Below are 20,397 nucleotides of genomic sequence, written 5' to 3'. Positions count from 1 at the left end.
AGGGTTAACAGAATATTTCTGCGGGAGGGAAGATGGCCACGCAAATGGTCACGCGATGAACGGAGCCCTGGTGCCGATGCCGACCAACCGCAGGATGAACGCCAGCGCAAATAGGCTGATCACCACGGCGTTGATGATGGTGCTTGCCGCAGGCGTCGCCGGCTGCGGAACCAGCAAATTGACGACTGGCTCGATTTCTCGTCCAAGCGGCAAGCCGCTGGAAACAATGTCGGCGGGCGAACTGCACAACGCTACGATGGCGCTCGGCCAGTCCTATTCGAAAAACCCCAGCGACAAGCGGATCGCGACAAACTATGCAGCGGCGCTGCAGATGGACGGCGACGCAGACCAGTCGCTTGCGGTGATGCGCAAGCTGGCGATTGCCTTGCCGAAGGATCGCGACGTGCTCGCCGCCTATGGCAAGGCGCTAGCCGCCAACGGTCAGTTCGAGCCGGCTCTCGATGCCGTGCGCCGCGCGCAGACCCCCGAATATCCTGACTGGAAACTAGTGTCGGCGGAAGCTGCCATTCTCGACCAGCTCGGCCAGAAGGACGAGGCGCGCCAAGGCTATCGCAAGGCGCTTGACCTCAGGCCGAACGAACCGTCGGTCCTTTCCAATCTCGGCATGTCGTACGTGCTGGAAGGTGATTTGCGCACGGCCGAAACCTATATGCGCTCAGCCGCCCAGCAGCCGAATGCAGACAGTCGCGTCCGCCAGAACCTGGCGCTGGTCGTCGGTCTGCAAGGCCGTTTCGACGAGGCCGAGAAGATCGCCTCGCAAGAGCTGTCGCCGGATCAGGCGCAGGCCAATGTCGCTTACCTGCGCCAGATGCTGGCGCAGCAGAATGCCTGGAGCCAGCTCAAGGACCAGGACAAGGCAAAGCCCGCCACCAACTGACCGGCTCGAGCGCCAAACCGGTGCGCGAAATTCCGCAACACGTCTAACGCAAAGAGCCGCGCTGCACCGGCAGCGCGGCTCTGAATCATATCAGCGTTTCTGGCAACGCCGCTGGCGCTACTCGCTACTGGATTTCGGCTGGTCGCCAAAGATGCCGCGCTGGCTCACCTGGATGCCGGCGGGACCCAGAATGATGGCGAACAACACCGGCAGGAAGAACAGGATCATCGGCACGGTGAGCTTGGGCGGCAAGGCCGCGGCCTTCTTCTCGGCGGCATTCATGCGCATGTCGCGGCTTTCGGCTGCCAGCACGCGCAGAGCATGCGCCACCGGCGTGCCGTAGCGCTCAGCCTGAACCAACGCCTGGGACACCGACCTGACGGATTCCAGGCCAGTTCGGCTTGCAAGGTTCTCGTAGGCCTGCTTGCGCTCCTGTAGATAGGAAAGCTCGGCGTTGGTCAGGATGAATTCTTCCGCCAATGCCACCGATTGCGCGCCGATCTCATCGGCGACCTTGCGAAGCGCTGCTTCCACCGACATGCCGGACTCGACGCATATCAGCAACAGGTCGAGCGCGTCCGGCCACGCCATCTGAATCGACTGCTTGCGCTTGGTAGCGCGGTTGTTGACGTAGAGCACCGGCGCGTAGAACCCCGCATAGGCTACCACGATGCACACGAACAGCTTCACGAAAAGCGGCTGCTCGGGCAATCCTCCGAGCACGAACAGATACATCGCCGCCAATGCAAAGCCGATGAAGGGCAGGACGAGACGGAAGAAAAGGAAGCGTGTCAGCGGATTTTGTCCGCGAAAACCCGCCACTTTCAATTTCTGCAAGGTACCTTCATCCGCCAGCGCACGCCTGAGATCCAGGCGATCGACAATATTGCGCATGCCGACCGACTGTTCTTCGCGCAGGCCCTTGCGGCGGCGGTCGGCTTCGACTGCCAGTCGCGCGCGCTGCTTGGCGCGCAGCTCATCGCGCTCCAGCGCTACGGATTTCATGCGCGCCTTGAGCTGGTTCCCGCCAAAGGCGGGCAGCAGCGTGAAGACGGTCGCAAAAACCGCGATGCCGACCAGCAGTGCGATCAGCAGGGACGGGTCGGTGAGAGTTCTGATGACGTGATCGGTCATACGCGAGTCCTAGACTTCGAAGTTCATCATCTTGCGCATTACCAGGACGCCCATCGACATCCAGATGCCGGAACAACCGAGGATCAGATGGCCGGTGCTGGTGACAAAGAGGGGCATGATGTAGTTCGGGCTCGTCAAATAGACGAGAAAGGCGACGACGAAAGGCAACGCGCCGATGATCACGGCGGATGCCTTGGCTTCCATGGACAACGCCTGGACCTTGGCTTTCATTTTCTTGCGGTCGCGAAGTACACGCGAAAGATTGCCCAGCGCTTCGGAAAGATTGCCGCCGGCCTGAGACTGGATCTGGATGACGATGCCGAAGAAGCTCGCCTCGGTGCACGGCATCGTTTCGGGCATGCGCATGGCCGCGTCGGGGATCGACAAACCCATTTGCTGCGAATCGACTATGCGGCGGAACTCGGTCTTGACCGGTTCGGGGGATTCGTTGGCGATCAGGCGCACGGCATCGTTCAGCGGCAGGCCGGATTTTACCGCACGCACGATGATATCGAGCGCGTTCGGAAATTCGTTGAGGAACGCCTTGACGCGGTGCGCGCGGCGAAACGAGACGAACCAGCGGGGGAGACCCAAAACGCCGACCAGCAGCGCAGCCGGCAAGACCAGCAACGGTGCGCCGATGAAATAGACAAGAGCCGTCAAGACGATGCCGCAGACCGCCGAGTAGACATAGAAGCGCTCAAGCGAGATCTTCATGCCGGCCTGACGGATTTGGATCTTCAGCGGTGGTTTCTTGACCAGGCTCTGATTGGACTTTTGCTTTTGATCGAGATCCTTCAGCGAATCCTGGACGGACTTGCGACGCTTAGCCGCTTCCGCCACGCGATCGCGCGAAGCCTTGACGACGGAACGATCTGTCTCGGCGGTCTTGATCGATTCAAGCCGCTTGCCGACCTGCTTCTCGGTGCTGATCCGGTTGAACAGGAAAGCATAGGCCACAGCGCCGGCGCTGAAGCCGGCGAGCACGACGAATGCCAATACGGTGCCGTCAATTCCGAACATCGACCCTGGCCCCCACGCTTCCAGACGGATCAGTCAGCGCGTTTCTCCATCGCCTCGAGCGCAACCGCGAGGCGCTGCTCCTCACCGTAATAGCGGGCGCGTTCCCAAAAATGCGGACGGCCGATGCCGGTCGACACGTGCTCGCCCAGCAGTCTGCCGTTCGCGTCCTCGCCCTTGATGTTATAGAGAACGATATCCTGGGTGATGATGACGTCGCCCTCCATGCCGATCACCTCGGTGATGTGGGTGATGCGCCGCGATCCGTCGCGCAGGCGTGCAGCCTGTATGATCACGTCGACGGAGCCGACGACGATTTCGCGCACGGTTTTTTGCGGCAGCGTGTAGCCGCCCATGGCGATCATCGACTCAATCCGGTTGAGGCATTCGCGCGGGCTGTTCGAGTGGATCGTTCCCATCGAGCCGTCATGGCCGGTGTTCATCGCCTGCAGCAGGTCGAACACTTCGGGTCCGCGCACTTCGCCGACGATAATGCGTTCGGGCCGCATGCGCAGACAGTTCTTGACCAGGTCGCGCATGGTCACTTCGCCCTCTCCTTCGAGGTTGGGCGGACGGGTTTCGAGACGCACCACATGCGGCTGCTGCAATTGTAGCTCAGCCGAGTCCTCGCAGGTGATGACGCGTTCCTCGCGGTCGATATAGTTGGTCAGGCAATTGAGCAGCGTCGTCTTGCCCGAGCCGGTACCGCCCGAGATGACGATGTTGCAGCGGACACGGCCGATGATCTTGAGAATCTCGGCCCCTTGCGGCGAAATCGAACCGAACTTGACCAACTGGTCGAGCGTCAGCTTGTCCTTCTTGAACTTGCGGATGGTAAGTGCGGTGCCGTCGATAGCCAGGGGCGGTGCGATGACGTTGACACGGGAGCCATCCGGAAGACGCGCATCGCAGATCGGGCTTGATTCATCGACGCGGCGGCCGACCTGGCTGACGATACGCTGGCAGATGTTGAGGAGCTGCTGGTTGTCGCGGAAACGGATGCCGGTCTGCTCGACCTTGCCGTTGACTTCGATGTAGACGTTCTTGGAGCCGTTGACCATGATGTCGGCAATATCGTCGCGGGCAAGCAGTGGCTCCAGCGGCCCATAGCCCAAAACGTCGTTGCAGATGTCCTCGAGAAGCTCCTCCTGCTCGGCGATGGACATCGCGAAATTCTTGATCGCAATGATGTCGTTGACAATGTCGCGGATTTCCTCGCGTGCGCTTTCGGGATCGAGCTTGGCCAGTTGCGACAGGTCGATCGTGTCGATCAGTGCGGCGAAGACCTGGCTTTTGGTATCGTAGTAGGTTTCGCTCTTTTGGCGCTGGATCGTTTTCGGCTCCGGGGCCAATGGCGGCGGCTCGACCGCACGGCGAACCGCCGGCGCACCAGATGGCGGCAGCGCCGCCGGCCTGGCAGCTACAGCCGCTTCCACAGGGTTCGCGGCCGCCGGCGCAGCAGGCGCAGGTGCTGGCTGACGGAATTCCGGAATGGTCCGGTTGCCGTCGTCGCTGCCTCTTTTACCAAACATGATCGCTTACCAATTCCACCGCTGAGGCATCACTTCTTGTTGCGCGAAAGCTTGCCGATCAGGTTGCCGAGCCCAGCCTTTTTCTTCACCTTGATTTCGCTGCGCCCTGTCAGCACATGGGCGATCTCGTTGATCATGGCGACGACCGGACTCTTGGCATCCATTTCACCGAGCATACGTCCATTGTTGGCAGCATTTCCGAACAAAAGCGGCTCGAACGGGATGATCGACATCGGCGAAAGGCCGAGCGATTCGGAGAAGTCGGACGGCGTAATCTCGGGACGTTTCGGCACACCGGCCTGGTTGATTACAAGCTTTGGCGCAGGATCGTTCGGACGAAGCCGCTTCAGCATGTCGACCAGGTTCTTTGTGTTTCGCAGATTGGCCAGTTCGGGCGTCGCCGTGATGACGATCTCGTCGGCCTTGACCAGCGTGTTCTTGGTCCAGCCGGCCCACACGTGGGGAACATCGAGCACGAGGAGCGGCGCGCTACGCTGGGCTATGTCGATAAGCTGGGTGAAGGCGTCGGGATCGAAATCGTAGACCCGCTCCAGGGTCGAAGGTGCCGCAAGCAGCGACAGGTGCTCGGCGCATTGGGCGAGCAGCCGGTCGAGATAGACCTCGTCGACGCGTTCCGGCGAGAATACCGCCTCGGCAATGCCTTGCGCCGGGTCCTGGTCGAAGTTGATGTTGGCCGTTCCGAAGGCGAGGTCGAGATCGGCGACAACCACTTCGGATTTGAAAAGGGACGACATGGCCCAGGCCACATTATGGGCTATGGTCGAGGAGCCGACGCCGCCCTTGGCGCCGATGAAGGCAATCGAGCGGCCGATCGGCTCAGCTTCCGGATCGACGAAGATCGAAGACACCACGCTGACGATGTCGGCCATCGATACGGGCGCGATGACATATTCGGAAATGCCCGAACGGATGAGTTCGCGGTACAGGCCGACATCGTTGTAGTGGCCGACAACCACCACCTTGGAGGTCGGATCGCAATGCTCGGAAAGCTGGGCGAGTTGTTCCAGCAACAGCTTCGGCTCGCTGCGCGATTCAAGCAGGATCAGGTTCGGTGTCGGCGCAGACTGATAGAATTCGATGGCGGTGGGGATGCCCCCCATATGCACTTTCAGATGGGCCTTGGCCATGCGGCGATCCTCGCCGGCGCGCTCGACCGGATTGGCTACGCCTTCGGTCTCGCAAAATGCCTGGATCGAAATGCGCGGGATCGGCCGCAACGCCTGCATCGCGGCAATATCCTGCTCCGAGGTTTCGCCGCCCGGTACCTCTGTGTCATAGGCAAGATTGCTCATTGTCATCTCTTTCCGTGACTTGCGCGGCTTACGGTCTGTTGGAGCCTCAACATTCGTTAATAATCGACTTCCGAATTGCCGAGGAATTCGTCCGAAATACCTCTGTCACGATAGACGTCGATCACCGCGCCGCGATTTTCCGCGTCGATCGGCGTCGGTTTGCGTGGCCCGATCAGATCGGACGGGTTGGCCATCTGAGCAGCCAGGTTGTTCTGATACGAACAGCCGAAATCGGCATAGTGCTTGTTTTCCGAAGTCTCCAGCAGGTCTTCGGGCCAGCGCCCGCATCTATCCGTCTGAGCCTTCACCGAGACGTAGGCGACACGGACCGGTGCGGACGCTTCGGCCGAAACAGACTGATAGGATCGCATGGCGATCCGCTTCCGGCTGATGCCGCTGGCTATGGCTAGCCTGGCGAAATCGCGGCCGGCCGCGGCCGCTGCGATTTCGTTGGCCGAGCCGCTCGGAATCTCGATCGTCAGCACCGGAGCCGCGCTCCTGTCGTATCCGTCCAGGAAGCCCAGGAGCGTGTCGCGCTGGGATCTGGTCATGCCGCGGTCGCCGGCGCCGACCGGAAGGTCGATCTTCTGGATCTTCTCGGCGATGACGATCGGATGGGTGGTGCGGTAATCGTCAGGTATGGCACCGACCGTGACGCTGTCGCGATTGGCGCAGCCGGCCAGTGATGCCGCCACCGCGATCGCTATGATGGGAACGGCCGGCCGCCAGATTCGCGAATGGACTGACCGCGTCGCGGTGATCGCCTGCGCCTTCGACGTTGACTTAGACATGACCGCTTCCCCGCTTACTTGTAGATGAAGCCGACAACGCCGTGGTAACGGCCGTTGGGCTTGTCGGTCTGCATGGTGCCGTAGACACGGTTGACGCGGCCAAGGAAAATGCCGGCGCCATCGCTGGCGGCGTTGAAATTGTCATCCGGCTTGGCAAGATCGTTGCGCGCCACCGGCTTCACCAGATAGGGCGTGATGATGATGACGAGCTCTGTCTCGTTGCGGACGAAATCCCTGCTGCGGAACAGCGTGCCGAGCACCGGTATCTTGGTCAGGCCGGGCAGCCCGGCGACCGCCTGCCTGATGTCGTCCCGGACAAGACCGGCGATCATCATCGAGCCGCCGGAGGGCAATTCCACCGTGGTGTCTGCCAAGCGTTTGCGAATTGACAGCAAAGTGGTGCCGGGCAAATCACGAGCCGCTTCCAGGACTGTGGCGCCTTCGCTCGTGGGCTCCGAAACCGACGTCCTCACTTTAAGGCTGATGCGGCCGGCCGAGAGCACAACCGGTTGGAACTCAAGCCCAATTCCATATTCGAGCCGTTCGTTGCTGTAAGTGACCTGGCCCGTTTGGTTGTCATTTGAAACGTTGTTCGTTCGGCTTGTGATAAGATTGAATTCACCGCCGACCTTGAATGTCGCTTTCTCGCCCGAAACGGCGGTAAGCGTAGGCTCGGCCAGGGTCTTCATGACGCCGCTCTGCTCCATGGCATTGATATACGCCTGAAGTCCGTTTCCGAGCCCATCACCTAACCGCAAGTTGGAGTACTGCGAAATCGGCTTGCCCAAGCCATAAGCGGGAGAACTCATCGCGCCATAGGAGATGCCATTGCTGCTGCCGTTGCCGACCATGTTGACGCCGAGCTGCTTCATCACCGAGCGGCTGACTTCCGCGACCGTCACCTTCAGTGTCACCTGGTCGTCGCCGATAATCTGCAGCAGGTTGACGATCTGGCTGACGCGGCGCTCGGCATCCGGGTTATCGATGGCGACGCCGGATTCGGCCGAACCGCCGGCAGCGGTCTGCGAATATTGACCCGTGGTCGCCTCGCCGCCGGACACGAAGATGGTTGCCAGATCGGCCGCGCGCTTGGCGTCCAGAGGAGTGTCCACGGTTCCGGTCAGAACGACGTTGTCGTTCAGCAGCTCGACCTTGACCTCCGATGATGGGATGAAGCGCTTGATATAATCCTCCAGCCCGGCAACATCGCGTTCGACCGCCAGATCCAGGCTGACGATCTGCTCGCCATTCGGGCCAAAGACGAAGATGTTGGTCTCGCCGACCGCCTTTCCGAACAGATAGATACGCCGAGCGGTGCGGGTTACGGCGTCGGCTACCGCAGGGTTGGCGACGAGAATGTCGTAGGCATCGCTTGGCAGGTCGATGACCACCGATTTGTTCAGTCCAAGCTTGACCCGCTGGGTGGCGGTCGAAGCCGTGACCCTGGCATTGCTCGCCGCACTGGCATCGAGAGTGCCATATGCATTCGTTCCAAGGAGAAACAGGCCGATCGCCGCAGCCAGGGTGACCGGCAGTTTGGTTCTTAGCTTCATTTCCTCGCCCCCACTTCGGAAACTTCGCCCGACTTGATCAACCGCACCGTTCCGCGCCGACCATTGCCGGAAACCAGGTAGTCGGCCTCGCCCACATTCTTGTCCTGGCTGTCCTTGATCGAGCGCAGCGCCAATGTCAGGCGATCCGCCATCTGCTGTGCGACGGTGATGATCTCGGACTGCTGCGGCGTCAATTCCAGAGTGGCGGTCTGGCCGACCCTGGTCTTCTTGCCTTCCTCGTCCTCCTGAATGGTCTGGTCGATCGCCAGGACGCGAATGTTCTTGAGGATAGTTTCGGTCGTGAAGCCCGGACCACCGCCATTGGCGGCATCGGCTCTGCGGGTCATGATGACGTCGACGAAATCATTGGGAAGAATAAAGCCACCGGCCGAAGTGTCGGCCGAGATGCTTGTGGCGACAGCCCGCATGCCGGAGGGCAGGATCGACGACATGAAGCTTTGCCCCTCACCGATCAGCTTCGAACGCCGCAACGGTTCGCCGGCATACAGTGCCACGCGGGCGACGGCGCCCTTCAGCTTATCCAGCGCTTCAGGCTCGGCGGCGCGGGTGATGAAATTTGCGTTGATGCCGGCGGACGGCCATGACTCCCAGGAAATGTTGTTTTCAAGCGGACTGCCCATCGGAACGTCGCCGGAAAGGACAAGCACATCCTGCAGCGCGATCGTCGGCGCCTGGGGACCGGAATCGACAACCGGAGGCGGCGGAGCGACGACCATGTTCTTCGCGACATAGCCTGCACCACCGGCCGCGGCTATCCCCACGCTCAGAATGATCAATCGGGATGCTGGCATCTGTCCGAACCTCGCCCTTGGCAAACCACGTAGCCAAGCCGGACTTTGCAGCGGCAATCGTCAAAACAAGGTTAATGTTATACTTACGATCGTGATTAATTTAACGTTTATATAAATTAGAGCGACAAGCCCGGCCCGAAGGAAAACCTGGCCAACTCGCCCGCTCGGCGCCAACAATGTAAAGCGAAATTCAGCCCGCCAGCCTGGCAAGTGCCCAGGCCATCAACGGCGAGTCCGAATAGGTGAGCAGACCGCCAATGCCAAGCGCGATGCCGTACGGAACGCCGGTCGCCTCATCGGCGAAATGGCGCAGGAACGGATTGTGGCTTGTGACGGCGGCAAGCGGCGATTTTCGATAGGCGAGGATGGCGAGCGTCAGCAGACCGCCGATGAATGTCGAGGCGACGAGGTACTCGATGAGATGAATGTTCAGTCCCATCCACATAGCAGTGGCGGCCAGAAGCTTGGCGTCGCCGCCGCCCATGCCGCCCAGCGCGAACAAGCCGAACGTCACCGCGAGAACCAGGCCGGCGGCGGCGAAATGCCAGCCATAGGTGGCCCAGTCCATGCCGGTCAAAGGCGCAACCAAGGCGAAGACAACCACAAGCAACACCGGCACGCGATTGGCGATCGTCATCGAAAGCATATCGGAGATCGCGGCAAAAAGCATGCAGAACGGAAACACGACGAAGATCACGGCTTCAAGCATCAGCGCGCCTATGACCAAATTGCATCTGGCCCCCAAGCCTAGTCCAATTCGATTAACGATTGATGAGGCCTAAATTTCAAATCATGCTAGGACTAAATAAGGGCCGCCAGTGCGGCGGCCCTTATTTGGAAACAACCGAACCTGTTACGGTCAGCTACCGTTCACCTTAGCGGAGATGGCGGTGAACTTGGCGTTCAGCGAGTTGCCGAGCTGGCCGGCGCCGACCATGATGGCGAGTGCGATAAGAGCGGCGATCAGACCGTATTCGATAGCGGTCGCGCCGGATTCGTCCTTCACAAAACGTGCGATGAGGTTAGACATTCGAGCTCCTACTCCAATTGTTACAGCACTTCCGTCAACTTCTCTTGGTGGCTGATCGGATACTGCGAATCTAAGGAGAAGCTGTTTCAATCGGCTTAATAAACAGGCTTACCGATTCCTTTCCCGCTTCGACGACATTGCGTGGTTAACCCAGAACTAAAATGCCCGCCGCTGGGCCCACGGGCTGACAAAAGGCGCAATTCGGCAAAGACGTTCCAGCCGTGCCGGCTGAGCCCAAATACCGGTTCCGGCTTAATCCTGAACTCCAGCCGCTTAACGGTTGGTTCACCAATCTCGTTCATGTTCTGTTGAACAGTTTGCCAGGGGAGCGCCTCAATGGCCGGGCCGAGATCATCATTTCCAGTTGCCATGCTTTTTGCCGCAGCGGCTTTCGCCGTTCCAGCCAAGGCCGGCGCCGGCATCGAGGTGACGATGAACCAGGCAAAGATTATCAAATTGTCGCGCGCCGCCGATACGATTGTCGTCGGCAATCCGGCGATCGCCGACGCCTCCGTGCAGGACGCATCGACGATCGTACTGACCGGCAAGGGCTTTGGCGTCACCAATCTCGTCGTCCTCGACCAGGAGGGCAACCCGATCGTCGATGAGCAAATAACCGTCGTGCGCCAGGCAGCGTCGTCGGTGCGCATCTATCGGCGTTCCGAAGTACAGACCATGTCCTGCGCGCCATATTGCGAAAGCTCGTATAAGAGCGATGCCGAGAAGGCCTCTGAAGCCGAAATGAGCGCCGGGCATTAGCTAGCCGACGTCTCCGCCTTTGGCGGGAACGTGCTTCGGTTATCGCCGGGTTAAGGCCTTCCCGTTGAATTTAACGGCCATTCCAACCGGACTTCAATCGGTTCCGACTAAGGGTGGGACCGATACAGAAGCGGCATCGGCGTGTAGAGAACATGAGCAAGGCAGGACGAGCAGGTTTTCCCGGACGGTTTTTGGGCGACCGACGCGGAAGCACGGCGATCGAATTCGCCATGCTTGCAATTCCATTCGCGCTTCTGGTCTTCGCCATCCTGGAGAGCTGCATTTCATTTGCCGCACAGGAAGTGATGGCAAACGCCACAGACGACATCGCGCGCCAACTGCGTACCGGCCAGCTAAGACCGGCCGATGTGTCCGGGACCAAGCTGCGGGATATGATCTGCACCAAATTGGAGATCATGGTCGCCAGCACCTGTCCCGGATTGCTGGTGGATTTGCGCGAATACCCGACCTTCGCCGATGCGGCGCTGGCCGGTTTCAAGATCCAGGATGGCGATGTCGTGCTGACCAAGGGCACGAGCACACAGACCTTCACCGTCGCACCTGGCCTGGCGGAGTCGAGAAACATGCTGCGGGTTTTTTACAAATGGCCGGTGATGACCGACTTCATGGCCAAATCGATGGCCAACCTGAAGGACGGCAAAACGCTGCATTTTGCTTCGATCACTTGGCAGAACGAGCCATTCGACAACTGAACCACGTAGTCGCTTGAAAAGGGCAAAGCCATGATTCGTGCGGGGGCACAGCTGGGCATCGCAGGGGTTTGTACAAGAGTAGTCCGGCTTTGCTCGGACCGCCGCGGTATTGCGGCTGTCGAGTTTGCCCTCATCGTGCCTGTCCTGTTGATCATGTACTTTATGACAATGGAGGCCTCGCAAGCCATCGAGACCAGCAAGAAGGTCAGCCGCATCGGCAGCATGGTAGCGGATCTCGTCACGCAGCAGCAGACCATCAAGGCGGCCGATGTCGATGCCATCATGGAGATCGGCAGTTCCACGCTGCAGCCCTACAACCGCTCGAAACCGAAGATCATTATCACGGCGATACAGGTGACGAACGAGACGACGCCGAAAGTCCTGGTCGTGTGGTCGCGCAAACTGGTCGATGGCGTCTCTAGCGTCGACGCGGTCAAGGATTCCACCACAACGGTCCCGAGCGCGCTCAAGATCAAAGGCACTTTCCTCATTCGGGTCGAAAGCGATCTCGCCTACAAGCCAATCATCACCTGGTCGGCGGACGGCCAAAGCCGGTTCGGGTTGAGCTCGGTCTTCAATTCGATATCGATGGCAGAAACTTATTATCTGCGGCCGCGCCGGAGCCCGACCATTCCGTGCAGCGATTGCTGACGCCTGAGGCCCGCTAACTGGCTGTTGCTATTGCTTGCGACCGCGGGCCGAGACTAGACGCACGATGGCTGCAGCCAGCACATAGTCCCTTGGACCGGCAACGGCGAACCCGCCGGAATGTCTCGGCTCCAGAAGATCGTAAATGTCCGGCGCGGTTGATCTGAGATTGGTGAGAAAGACGGTGAGCCGGCGTTTGGCTTCGGGGTCCAGATCGCTGCGGACGGCGTGCGGCCCATATCTCAGCAGGCCTGACGTCCAGACGACCTGAAGCGCCGATTTCGAGAGCCCTGCGGCCTCGAGCCTCGCCACCGTGCCGCCAGTAGGATTTGGCAGTCCGTCGGCCACAGCCGGCATCCAGCCGAATATCGCATCGGCCACGCCGTCGACCAGCATCGCTTCAGCTGCGGCGGCAGCCGAATTGGCGTGGGTCAAAAACGGTGCATCTTCCGCCACCTTGACCCCGTCCGCAGCCAGCCCGGCAAGCGGCAGCAGAGCACCGACGCTGTCGGAAGGCGCCATGACGACTCGATGGGCTGCCATGGCCGTAAGATCGGGAACCCTCCCGTCGCGCGCCAGCAGAACGGAACGGATGCCGCTGGCCCCGTCGGAATCGAGCGGCGCCGCGAGAGGTTCGACACATCCGCACCGTTCGGAGGCGATGGCGTAGGCGGTTGCCGAATAGATGGCATATTCGATCCGCGCATTGGCCTGCGCTCGATCAACGCCCGCATAGTCGCGGGCAACGACAAACTCCACCTTCATTCCGAGCGCTTTGGCATAGGCGTCGGTCAGCAGCGCGAGACCTGGAACAGTGTTGCCGGCGCCGGGCTCGGCAACGATACCGATATGGAACGATCCGATAACATCGCGCCAATCGGCGCGCGCCAGGTTTGCGCAAGATGCATCCAGCAGCAAAGCCAGTACGGCAGCGAATGCTTTCAGGGCAGGCCTCATGCGAGCTCCACGCCGCGCATTTCCATCGGCAGATCGACCATGCCGCGATTCGTCTCTCCCGGACCAGCACGCCAAGCCGTGCTGTTTGGGTTTCCGAATTGCCAATGGCGGCGCGGAACCCTATGTCTGAGCCAACACACAGGCAATGATGAACCTTTCGATGGCACGCGCCTTCCTTTTTGTCCTTGACTCTTTCGGCATCGGCGGCGCGGCCGATGCCGAACGCTATGGCGACACCGGCTCCAACACGTTCGCACACATCGCGCGGTCCTGCGCGGAAGGCCGCGCCGATCGCGAAGGCTTGCGTGACGGACCCCTTCTCGTACCAAACATGCTCGCGCTCGGCCTCGGCCAGGCCGCGGCAACGGCGACGGGTTTCAGGTTCGAGAATGGCGGCAGTGCCCCGCTTGCCGCCGCCTTTCACGGCGCGGCCCAAGAGGTTTCGAGCGGCAAGGACACGCCATCGGGCCATTGGGAAATAGCCGGCCTGCCGGTCCGTTTCGACTGGGGTTACTTCCCGGACACGATTCCCGCCTTTCCGGCCGAGTTGACCGAAGCAATGGTGCGTGAAGGGAAGGTGCCCGGCATCCTCGGCAATTGCCATGCTCCGGGCACCGAGATCATCGAACGGTTCGGTGAAGACCATATTCGCACCGGCAAACCGATCTGTTACACCTCGATCGACTCCGTCCTGCAGATCGCCGCGCATGAGGTCCATTTCGGCCTGGAACGGCTTTACGAGTTCTGCAAAGGGGTGCGCAGGCTCGTCGATCCGCTGAATATCGGCCGCGTCATCGCACGGCCGTTTATCGGTGAAACCGCCGCCACGTTCGAGCGAACGCATAATCGTCGCGACTATGCCGTACCGCCGCCGGAACCGACGCTGCTCGACCGGCTGACGGCGCGCGGCAGCCGGGTTATCGCGGTCGGCAAGATCGGCGACATTTTCGCCCATCGGGGGATCTCGGAAGTCCGCAAGGCTGCCGGCAACATGGCGATGTTCGACAAAGCGCTTGGTGCCATGGAAGACGCCCGCGACGGCGACCTCGTCTTCGCGAACTTTGTCGACTTCGACACCGAGTTCGGGCATCGGCGCGACGTTGCCGGGTATGCCGCCGCACTCGAAGCTTTCGACCGGCGCCTGCCCGAGGCATTCGCACGGCTGAGGCCAGGCGATCTGCTCATTTTGACCGCCGATCACGGCAACGATCCGACGTGGCGCGGCACCGACCACACGCGCGAGCGTATTCCGGTTATCGGGACACGGCCGGGTTTCAAAGGCGCAGACGTCGGACTGAGGACAACATTTGCCGACATCGGCGAAACCGTGGCCGAACATCTCGGGCTGGCGCGCGGCCGTCACGGCACCTCCTTCCATGCCGCGACAGGTGGCCATGCCTGAGCTGCCGGAGGTCGAGACAGTCAGGCGCGGTCTGCAGCCGGCCCTTGAAGGTGCCCGCATTGTCGGTGTCGAGGCACGCCGGCCGGATTTGCGGTTTCCGTTCCCCGAGAGATTTTCGGAGCGGCTGACCGGCAAGACGATTGCGGCGCTCGGCCGCCGTGCCAAATATCTGACGATGCACGTGGACAACGGCCCGGTTCTGATCTGCCATCTCGGCATGTCGGGGTCGTTTCGCATCGAAACGGCCGACGAGAGCGCAACGCCCGGCGCGTTCCACTACGAACGTTCGAAAAACACCGCTCACGATCACGTCGTCTTCGATATCGTATCACCTGCCGGCGTCCGCTCTCGCGTGATCTTCAACGACCCGCGCCGCTTCGGCTTTATGCTGTTTTCGGAAGGCGAGCCCGACATGCATCCGATGCTGGCGGGATTAGGCGTCGAGCCTACGGGCAATGCACTGGACGGCGCGCTGCTCGCTTCGTTGCTGAAAGGTCGCAAGTCACCGCTGAAAGCGGCACTTCTGGACCAACGGCTGATCGCCGGGCTAGGCAATATCTACGTCTCGGAAGCGCTTTGGCGGGCCGGCCTGTCGCCGCTGCGCGAAGCGGGCACCCTCGCGAGAGCCGGCAAGAAAGCCAAAGAGCAGAGCGAAAGCCTGGCCGAAGCAATCCGCTCGGTCGTCGCCGATGCGATCGCCGCCGGCGGCTCGTCGTTGCGCGATTATATGCAGACAGATGGATCGTTGGGCTACTTCCAGCATTCTTTCGCGGTGTACGACCGCGAGGGCGAAGCCTGTTCCAAGCCTGGTTGTCGCGGCCACATCGAGCGTATCGTGCAAAGCGGTCGCTCGACTTTCCACTGCCGGACCTGTCAGGCTTGAACCAGAAGCGAGGAGGAGGAGCAAAGCATGGGCTACGAAACCATCATCGTCGAAACCCGCGGCAAGGTCGGGCTGATTACGCTGAACCGGCCGCAGGCGCTCAATGCGCTGAATTCACAAGTGCTGGCGGAACTGGTCGCGTCGGTGAACAGCATGGGCGCAAATGCCGACATCGGCGCCATGGTCATCACTGGTTCGGAAAAGGCTTTCGCGGCAGGTGCCGATATCAAGGAAATGCAGTCGATCTCCTATGTGGATGCCTATCTGCAGGATTTCTTCGTCGGCTGGGAAGAATTTACGCGGGCACGAAAGCCGATCATCGCGGCGGTGGCGGGCTATGCGCTGGGCGGCGGCTGCGAACTGGCGATGATGTGCGATTTCATCATCGCCGCCGACACCGCCAAGTTTGGCCAACCCGAGATTACGCTGGGCGTCATGCCTGGCATGGGCGGATCGCAGCGCCTGACCCGCTTCGTCGGCAAGTCGAAGGCGATGGATATGTGCCTGACGGGGCGAATGATGGACGCAGCCGAGGCCGAGCGTTCCGGCCTGGTCTCGCGCGTGGTGCCAGCCGGCGAGTTGATCGAGGAAGCGCTTAAGGCAGCGGCCAAGATCGCTAGTTTTTCCTTGCCGTCGGTGATGATGGCAAAGGAGGCCGTCAACCGCGCCTATGAGACGACGCTCACCGAGGGTCTGCGGTTCGAGCGCCGGCTGTTTCATTCGCTGTTTGCGCTGGATGACCAGAAGGAAGGCATGGCGGCCTTCACCGGCAAGCGGAAGCCGAATTTCACGAACCGATGAGATGACGAAGGCGTCGGTCAAAAAGAAAGCGCTGCAGCGTTGACGCGCCGGAAAAGCTGAACTATAAGCCGCACCAACCGAGGCGGCCCTGTGGCTGCCCGTTTGTTTTTTGCGCCCTGCGGTATCCCGCAAGCGCCCACCAGATCAGAAGAGAGGCACCATGGCCAATACCTCCTCGGCCAAAAAGGCAACGCGCAAGATCGCCCGTCGCGCAGCGATCAACAAGAACCGCCGCTCCCGCGTCCGGACCTACATCCGCCAGGTCGAAGAGGCGCTGGCGGCTGGCGACAAGGCGGCCGCACAGGCTGCCTTCAAGGTGGCCGAGCCGGAATTGATGCGCGCCGCGACCAAGGGCGTGGTGCACAAGAACACGGCATCGCGCAAGGTGTCGCGGCTGGCCCAACGGGTCAAGGTGCTGTCAGCCTAATATACCTTTTCGTGAACTGCGCTTGTTCAAACCCGGCCGATCGCGCCGGGTTTTTTCGTTTGCCGGCAAGTACTTAAAAGAAAGCCCGCAAAACGGCGTCCGCGAGCATTTCAAAGTTCGAAATGCTTTGCCGGCATATACATGCCCGCTCATATTCGGAGCCTCCGAAACCGCCAATACGAAAATTTCCGAGCGTCACAGATTATCGTTTCTTTTCAGAAGCTTACCGATGGTGATCCACAGCTTGTTCACATCAGCTGCGGCCGATAGGCGACAATTGGCTGTCAAGTGAATTATTTCAGAAAATTTCGCGTTGTGTGGCCTTTTTCATATTCGCCGGAAAAGGGTTTGAATCACAATGGCTTTGTCAAAATCAACTGTTGCAGCATGGCGTTCGAAACGTCCCTTGCTAGTCAGATTCCTTAAAAATCCGTTAGGGGTGGCCTTGCCCTATCCACAGCGATTTCGGTAATGTCTGTCCATCGAAGGGACGGGCCCTTGGCCCTTGACCAGCCTGAAACCGGCCAGCTCAAATTGGCAGAGTTTACAGCGCGGATTCAACTCCGCGGACGGGGTTGGTTTGTCTTTTCGATACGGTAGGGGACTGGCGTAATTGTACATGGCAGGTCGACGGTGCGCCGGCGGTTTTTCGCCGGACGGCATTTTGTTGCCCTGACATGACCAAAGCGGATCGGCTCTTCGGCGCCGGACCGACAACGAGGCGATTCATCAGCCGGCGGCGGCGATGGTGTCGCAGCGAAGACACGGTCGCCGGAAACATGGATGCAGGAGGCGCATCCCCGGCGGAAAACAGGTACAAGAGACAAGGAACTCGATCATGCAGAGCGGCGGCATCGAAAGGGAGCTTACAGGCGACCTCCCATTTCCTGGAACGTTAATCGGAAGGAACGACATGGCGGCTTCCAATGAAGCTGAACAGAAGTTCGATCGGGTCAAGGCCCAGCTGAAGGCGCGTCTGGGAACCGAGGTCTATTCGAGCTGGTTCGGGCGCATGAAGGTCGCTGAATCCTCCAAGGGCATTGTTCGCATCTCGGTGCCAACCGCATTCCTGCGTTCATGGATCAACGGCCACTATCTCGATCTCATCACCGAGTTGTGGAAGCACGAGGATCCGGAGATCCTCAAGATCGAGATCGTCGTTCGTACCGCCACACGCCAGGGCCGCAACAGCGTCGAGCCAGAAGTGGCCCCGGCGCGCAAGATGACCAGGCAGACGCAAACCGCGCTCTCCGCCGGCACGGCGAGCCCCAGCAGGGTCGAACGGGTCCCGGCACCCCGCCCGGGGATGCCGGCAGAAACCGAGTTCCGGCACAATGTTCTCGGTTCGCCACTCGATCCACGCTACACTTTCACCTCCTTCATCGAAGGACCATCGAACCGAGTGGCTTTTGCCGCCGCCAAGGCGGTCGCGGAATCGCAGTCGAGCGCGGTGCGTTTCAATCCGCTCTTTCTTCACGCGACGGTCGGGCTGGGCAAAACGCATCTGTTGCAGGCCATCGCCGCAGAATCGCTGAAGCAGAATCCGAAATCGCGGGTCGTCTATCTGACGGCTGAGTATTTCATGTGGCGGTTCGCCACCGCGATCCGCGACAACAACGCACTGACGCTGAAAGAACAGCTGCGCGACATCGACCTCCTCATCATCGACGACATGCAGTTCCTGCAGGGCAAGTCGATCCAGCACGAATTCTGCCATTTGATCAACATGCTGCTCGACAGCGCCAAGCAAGTGGTGGTCGCTGCCGACCGGCCGCCGTCGGAATTGGAGTCGCTGGAGCCACGCGTCCGCTCGCGCCTCAATGGCGGCGTCGCGTTGGAAATGTCAGCCCCGGATTTCGCCATGCGCATCGGTATGCTCAAGCTCAGGCTGGCCACCGCCAAGCTCGACGATGCGTCGCTCGATATTTCCGAAGAGATCCTCAACCACGTCGCCCGCACGGTGACCGGCAGCGGGCGCGAGCTCGAAGGTGCCTTCAACCAGCTTTTGTTTCGCCAATCCTTCGAACCGCAGATCACCATCGACCGCATCGACGAGATCCTCGGCCACATCTATCGTTCGGGCGAACCCAAGCGGGTGCGTATCGAGGACATCCAGCGCATCGTCGCGCGCCACTACAACGTGTCGAAGACCGAACTTCTGTCTAACCGGCGCACACGCACCATTGTCAAGCCACGGCAAGTCGCCATGTATCTGTCGAAGGTGATGACGCCGCGCTCGCTGCCGGAGATCGGGCGGCGGTTCGGCGGTCGTGACCATACGACCGTGCTGCATGCGGTGCGCAAGATCGAGGATCTTTCCGGTGCCGACAACACACTGGCGCAGGAACTCGAATTGCTGAGAAGGCTGATCAACGACCAGGCCTGACGGCCCGAAAAACGTCGGCTCGCGGACTTCGGCCTTTTTATCCCCAGAAAGCCCGTGCAGCCGGTCCGAACCGGTGGCGCGGGCTTGCGTTTGCCGGGTTTTTCCTGTCAGTTTACGCAGATTCTGAGCCTGTTCAGACCTTTCGCGGGGCGCCGCTTGCCGGAGACCCGTTCATTCATTCAAGCGAGCCTGTTTCGTCATGCGTGTTATCCTGGAACGGTCAAATCTGCTGAAGTCGCTCAACCATGTTCACCGCGTGGTCGAGCGGCGCAATACCATTCCGATCCTGTCGAACGTGCTGCTCAGCGCTGAGGGGGCCAGCCTTGAAATGAAGGCGACCGACCTCGACCTGGAGGTGACCGAAGCAACGCCGGCAAAGGTCGAGCGTGGCGGGGCGACGACGGTCCCGGCGCATCTGCTCTACGACATCGTGCGCAAGCTTGCCGACGGCGCGGAGGTGGCGCTGAAGACCGACGAAGACGGCAACGCCATGACGGTGACGTCGGGGCGCTCGAGCTTCCGCCTGCAGTGCCTGCCGCAGTCCGACTTTCCCGAACTTTCAGCCGGGTCGTTCTCGCATATTTTCCGGCTCGATTCCGTCGGACTAAAGGGCCTCATCGAAAAGACCCAGTTCGCCATCTCGACCGAGGAGACGCGCTATTATCTGAACGGCATCTATCTGCACACGCACGAGGCCGGCGGCAAGCTGAAGCTGCGCTCGGTCGCGACCGACGGCCACCGGCTGGCGCGCGCCGAGATCGATGCGCCGGCAGGCTCTGAGGGCATGCCTGGCGTCATCATCCCGCGAAAGACGGTCAGCGAGCTGCAAAAGCTGGTCGACGATCCCGATGTTGCAGTGACCACCGAGCTGTCGGACACCAAGATCCGTTTCACCATCGGCAGCGTCATCTTGACCTCCAAGCTGATCGACGGCACTTTCCCGGACTACCAGCGCGTCATTCCAACCGGCAACGACAAGAAGCTGATTATCGATCGTCAGAGTTTCGCCGCTGCCGTCGATCGCGTTTCGACCATTTCGTCCGAACGCGGCCGGGCGGTGAAGCTTTCGATCGCCGAAGGGCAGGTCACGCTTGCGGTCAACAACCCGGATTCGGGCAGTGCCACCGAGGAACTGGCGGCCGACTATTCGTCTGATCCGATCGAGATCGGCTTCAACGCCAAATACCTGCTCGACGTTGCCGCGCAACTGACCGGCACGGAGGCGAAGTTCATGCTGGCGGATGCCGGTTCCCCGACGCTGATCCACGACATGGCCGACGAGACCGCGCTCTACGTGCTGATGCCGATGCGGGTGTAGGGCCCGAACGGGGCCATCTT

The 20,397-nt window shown here is 60.6% G+C and carries 21 protein-coding genes; 10 read left to right on the top strand and 11 right to left on the bottom strand.

All coding sequences use genetic code 11. The features are described from left to right. Window positions 1-76 precede the first annotated feature (76 nt). A complete protein-coding gene (locus tag NKJ40_RS03985; protein ID WP_352465090.1) occupies window positions 77-898 on the top strand; it encodes a tetratricopeptide repeat protein in 822 nt (273 codons plus the stop codon). Window positions 899-1,015: 117 nt separating this feature from the next. Here NKJ40_RS03985 and NKJ40_RS03980 read toward each other — a convergent pair whose 3' ends face one another. The 10 genes from NKJ40_RS03980 to NKJ40_RS03935 form a co-directional block, all read right to left on the bottom strand. After that, window positions 1,016-2,032, bottom strand: coding sequence for a type II secretion system F family protein (locus NKJ40_RS03980; RefSeq protein WP_292654024.1), 1,017 nt, complete (start codon window positions 2,030-2,032; stop codon window positions 1,016-1,018). 9 nt (window positions 2,033-2,041) lie between these two features. Then, window positions 2,042-3,055 (bottom strand): type II secretion system F family protein, encoded by a 1,014-nt coding sequence (locus NKJ40_RS03975; RefSeq protein ID WP_352464868.1) that lies wholly within the window; start codon window positions 3,053-3,055, stop codon window positions 2,042-2,044. A 29-nt stretch (window positions 3,056-3,084) separates the two neighbouring features. Further along, window positions 3,085-4,584: a TadA family conjugal transfer-associated ATPase gene (locus tag NKJ40_RS03970; RefSeq protein ID WP_352464867.1), complete on the bottom strand. Its 1,500-nt coding sequence runs from the start codon at window positions 4,582-4,584 to the stop codon at window positions 3,085-3,087. A gap of 29 nt (window positions 4,585-4,613) precedes the next feature. Then, window positions 4,614-5,897 (bottom strand): CpaE/TadZ family protein, encoded by a 1,284-nt coding sequence (locus NKJ40_RS03965; protein WP_352464866.1) that lies wholly within the window; start codon window positions 5,895-5,897, stop codon window positions 4,614-4,616. A 56-nt stretch (window positions 5,898-5,953) separates the two neighbouring features. Next, the gene (locus NKJ40_RS03960) at window positions 5,954-6,688 is read right to left on the bottom strand and encodes a CpaD family pilus assembly protein (RefSeq protein WP_352464865.1); all 735 of its coding nucleotides are present in this window, start codon (window positions 6,686-6,688) and stop codon (window positions 5,954-5,956) included. Window positions 6,689-6,702: 14 nt separating this feature from the next. Continuing rightward, the gene (locus NKJ40_RS03955) at window positions 6,703-8,241 is read right to left on the bottom strand and encodes a type II and III secretion system protein family protein (protein ID WP_352464864.1); all 1,539 of its coding nucleotides are present in this window, start codon (window positions 8,239-8,241) and stop codon (window positions 6,703-6,705) included. Further along, complete coding sequence (gene cpaB / locus NKJ40_RS03950; protein WP_352464863.1) at window positions 8,238-9,053, bottom strand: Flp pilus assembly protein CpaB; 816 nt, start codon at window positions 9,051-9,053, stop codon at window positions 8,238-8,240. The genes NKJ40_RS03955 and cpaB overlap by 4 nt, the downstream gene beginning before the upstream one ends. Window positions 9,054-9,243: 190 nt before the next feature. Further along, entirely contained in the window at window positions 9,244-9,762 is a 519-nt protein-coding gene (locus NKJ40_RS03945; protein ID WP_352464862.1) for an A24 family peptidase, read from the bottom strand. A gap of 150 nt (window positions 9,763-9,912) precedes the next feature. Then, window positions 9,913-10,083: a Flp family type IVb pilin gene (locus NKJ40_RS03940; RefSeq protein ID WP_352464861.1), complete on the bottom strand. Its 171-nt coding sequence runs from the start codon at window positions 10,081-10,083 to the stop codon at window positions 9,913-9,915. A gap of 95 nt (window positions 10,084-10,178) precedes the next feature. After that, entirely contained in the window at window positions 10,179-10,454 is a 276-nt protein-coding gene (locus NKJ40_RS03935) for a hypothetical protein (RefSeq protein WP_352465102.1), read from the bottom strand. Here NKJ40_RS03935 and NKJ40_RS03930 point away from each other — a divergent pair. From NKJ40_RS03930 to NKJ40_RS03920, 3 genes are all read left to right on the top strand, one after another. After that, the gene (locus NKJ40_RS03930; RefSeq protein WP_352464860.1) at window positions 10,420-10,842 is read left to right on the top strand and encodes a pilus assembly protein N-terminal domain-containing protein; all 423 of its coding nucleotides are present in this window, start codon (window positions 10,420-10,422) and stop codon (window positions 10,840-10,842) included. The two genes, NKJ40_RS03935 and NKJ40_RS03930, sit on opposite strands and share 35 nt — an antisense overlap. Before the next feature lie 152 nt (window positions 10,843-10,994). Beyond that, on the top strand, window positions 10,995-11,555 hold the full coding sequence (locus NKJ40_RS03925) for a TadE/TadG family type IV pilus assembly protein (RefSeq protein WP_352464859.1): 561 nt from the start codon (window positions 10,995-10,997) through the stop codon (window positions 11,553-11,555). A 30-nt stretch (window positions 11,556-11,585) separates the two neighbouring features. Further along, a complete protein-coding gene (locus tag NKJ40_RS03920) occupies window positions 11,586-12,206 on the top strand; it encodes a TadE/TadG family type IV pilus assembly protein (RefSeq protein WP_352464858.1) in 621 nt (206 codons plus the stop codon). Window positions 12,207-12,233: 27 nt separating this feature from the next. Here the strand turns inward: NKJ40_RS03920 and NKJ40_RS03915 are convergent, their stop codons facing one another. Further along, window positions 12,234-13,160 (bottom strand): phosphate/phosphite/phosphonate ABC transporter substrate-binding protein, encoded by a 927-nt coding sequence (locus NKJ40_RS03915; RefSeq protein ID WP_352464857.1) that lies wholly within the window; start codon window positions 13,158-13,160, stop codon window positions 12,234-12,236. A gap of 160 nt (window positions 13,161-13,320) precedes the next feature. On the opposite strand from NKJ40_RS03915, the gene NKJ40_RS03910 reads away from it, so the two are divergent. The 6 genes from NKJ40_RS03910 to dnaN all read left to right on the top strand — a co-directional run bounded on the left by NKJ40_RS03910 (window position 13,321) and on the right by dnaN (window position 20,377). Then, window positions 13,321-14,562, top strand: coding sequence for a phosphopentomutase (locus tag NKJ40_RS03910; protein WP_352464856.1), 1,242 nt, complete (start codon window positions 13,321-13,323; stop codon window positions 14,560-14,562). Continuing rightward, window positions 14,555-15,445: a bifunctional DNA-formamidopyrimidine glycosylase/DNA-(apurinic or apyrimidinic site) lyase gene (mutM, locus tag NKJ40_RS03905; protein WP_352464854.1), complete on the top strand. Its 891-nt coding sequence runs from the start codon at window positions 14,555-14,557 to the stop codon at window positions 15,443-15,445. The genes NKJ40_RS03910 and mutM overlap by 8 nt, the downstream gene beginning before the upstream one ends. 27 nt (window positions 15,446-15,472) lie before the next feature. Next, window positions 15,473-16,246: an enoyl-CoA hydratase gene (locus NKJ40_RS03900; RefSeq protein ID WP_352464853.1), complete on the top strand. Its 774-nt coding sequence runs from the start codon at window positions 15,473-15,475 to the stop codon at window positions 16,244-16,246. A gap of 160 nt (window positions 16,247-16,406) precedes the next feature. Then, entirely contained in the window at window positions 16,407-16,673 is a 267-nt protein-coding gene (rpsT, locus tag NKJ40_RS03895) for a 30S ribosomal protein S20 (protein ID WP_023676922.1), read from the top strand. An 838-nt stretch (window positions 16,674-17,511) separates the two neighbouring features. After that, complete coding sequence (gene dnaA, locus NKJ40_RS03890) at window positions 17,512-19,059, top strand: chromosomal replication initiator protein DnaA (protein WP_376702025.1); 1,548 nt, start codon at window positions 17,512-17,514, stop codon at window positions 19,057-19,059. A 199-nt stretch (window positions 19,060-19,258) separates the two neighbouring features. Beyond that, complete coding sequence (gene dnaN, locus NKJ40_RS03885; protein WP_023676920.1) at window positions 19,259-20,377, top strand: DNA polymerase III subunit beta; 1,119 nt, start codon at window positions 19,259-19,261, stop codon at window positions 20,375-20,377. The last annotated feature ends 20 nt before the right edge of the window (window positions 20,378-20,397 follow it).

This window comes from Mesorhizobium sp. M0119 (genome assembly GCF_040322615.1).
Lineage (GTDB): Bacteria > Pseudomonadota > Alphaproteobacteria > Rhizobiales > Rhizobiaceae > Mesorhizobium.
The sequence above is the reverse complement of the archived record's forward strand: the minus strand, read 5'-3'. Positions and strand labels throughout refer to the sequence as shown.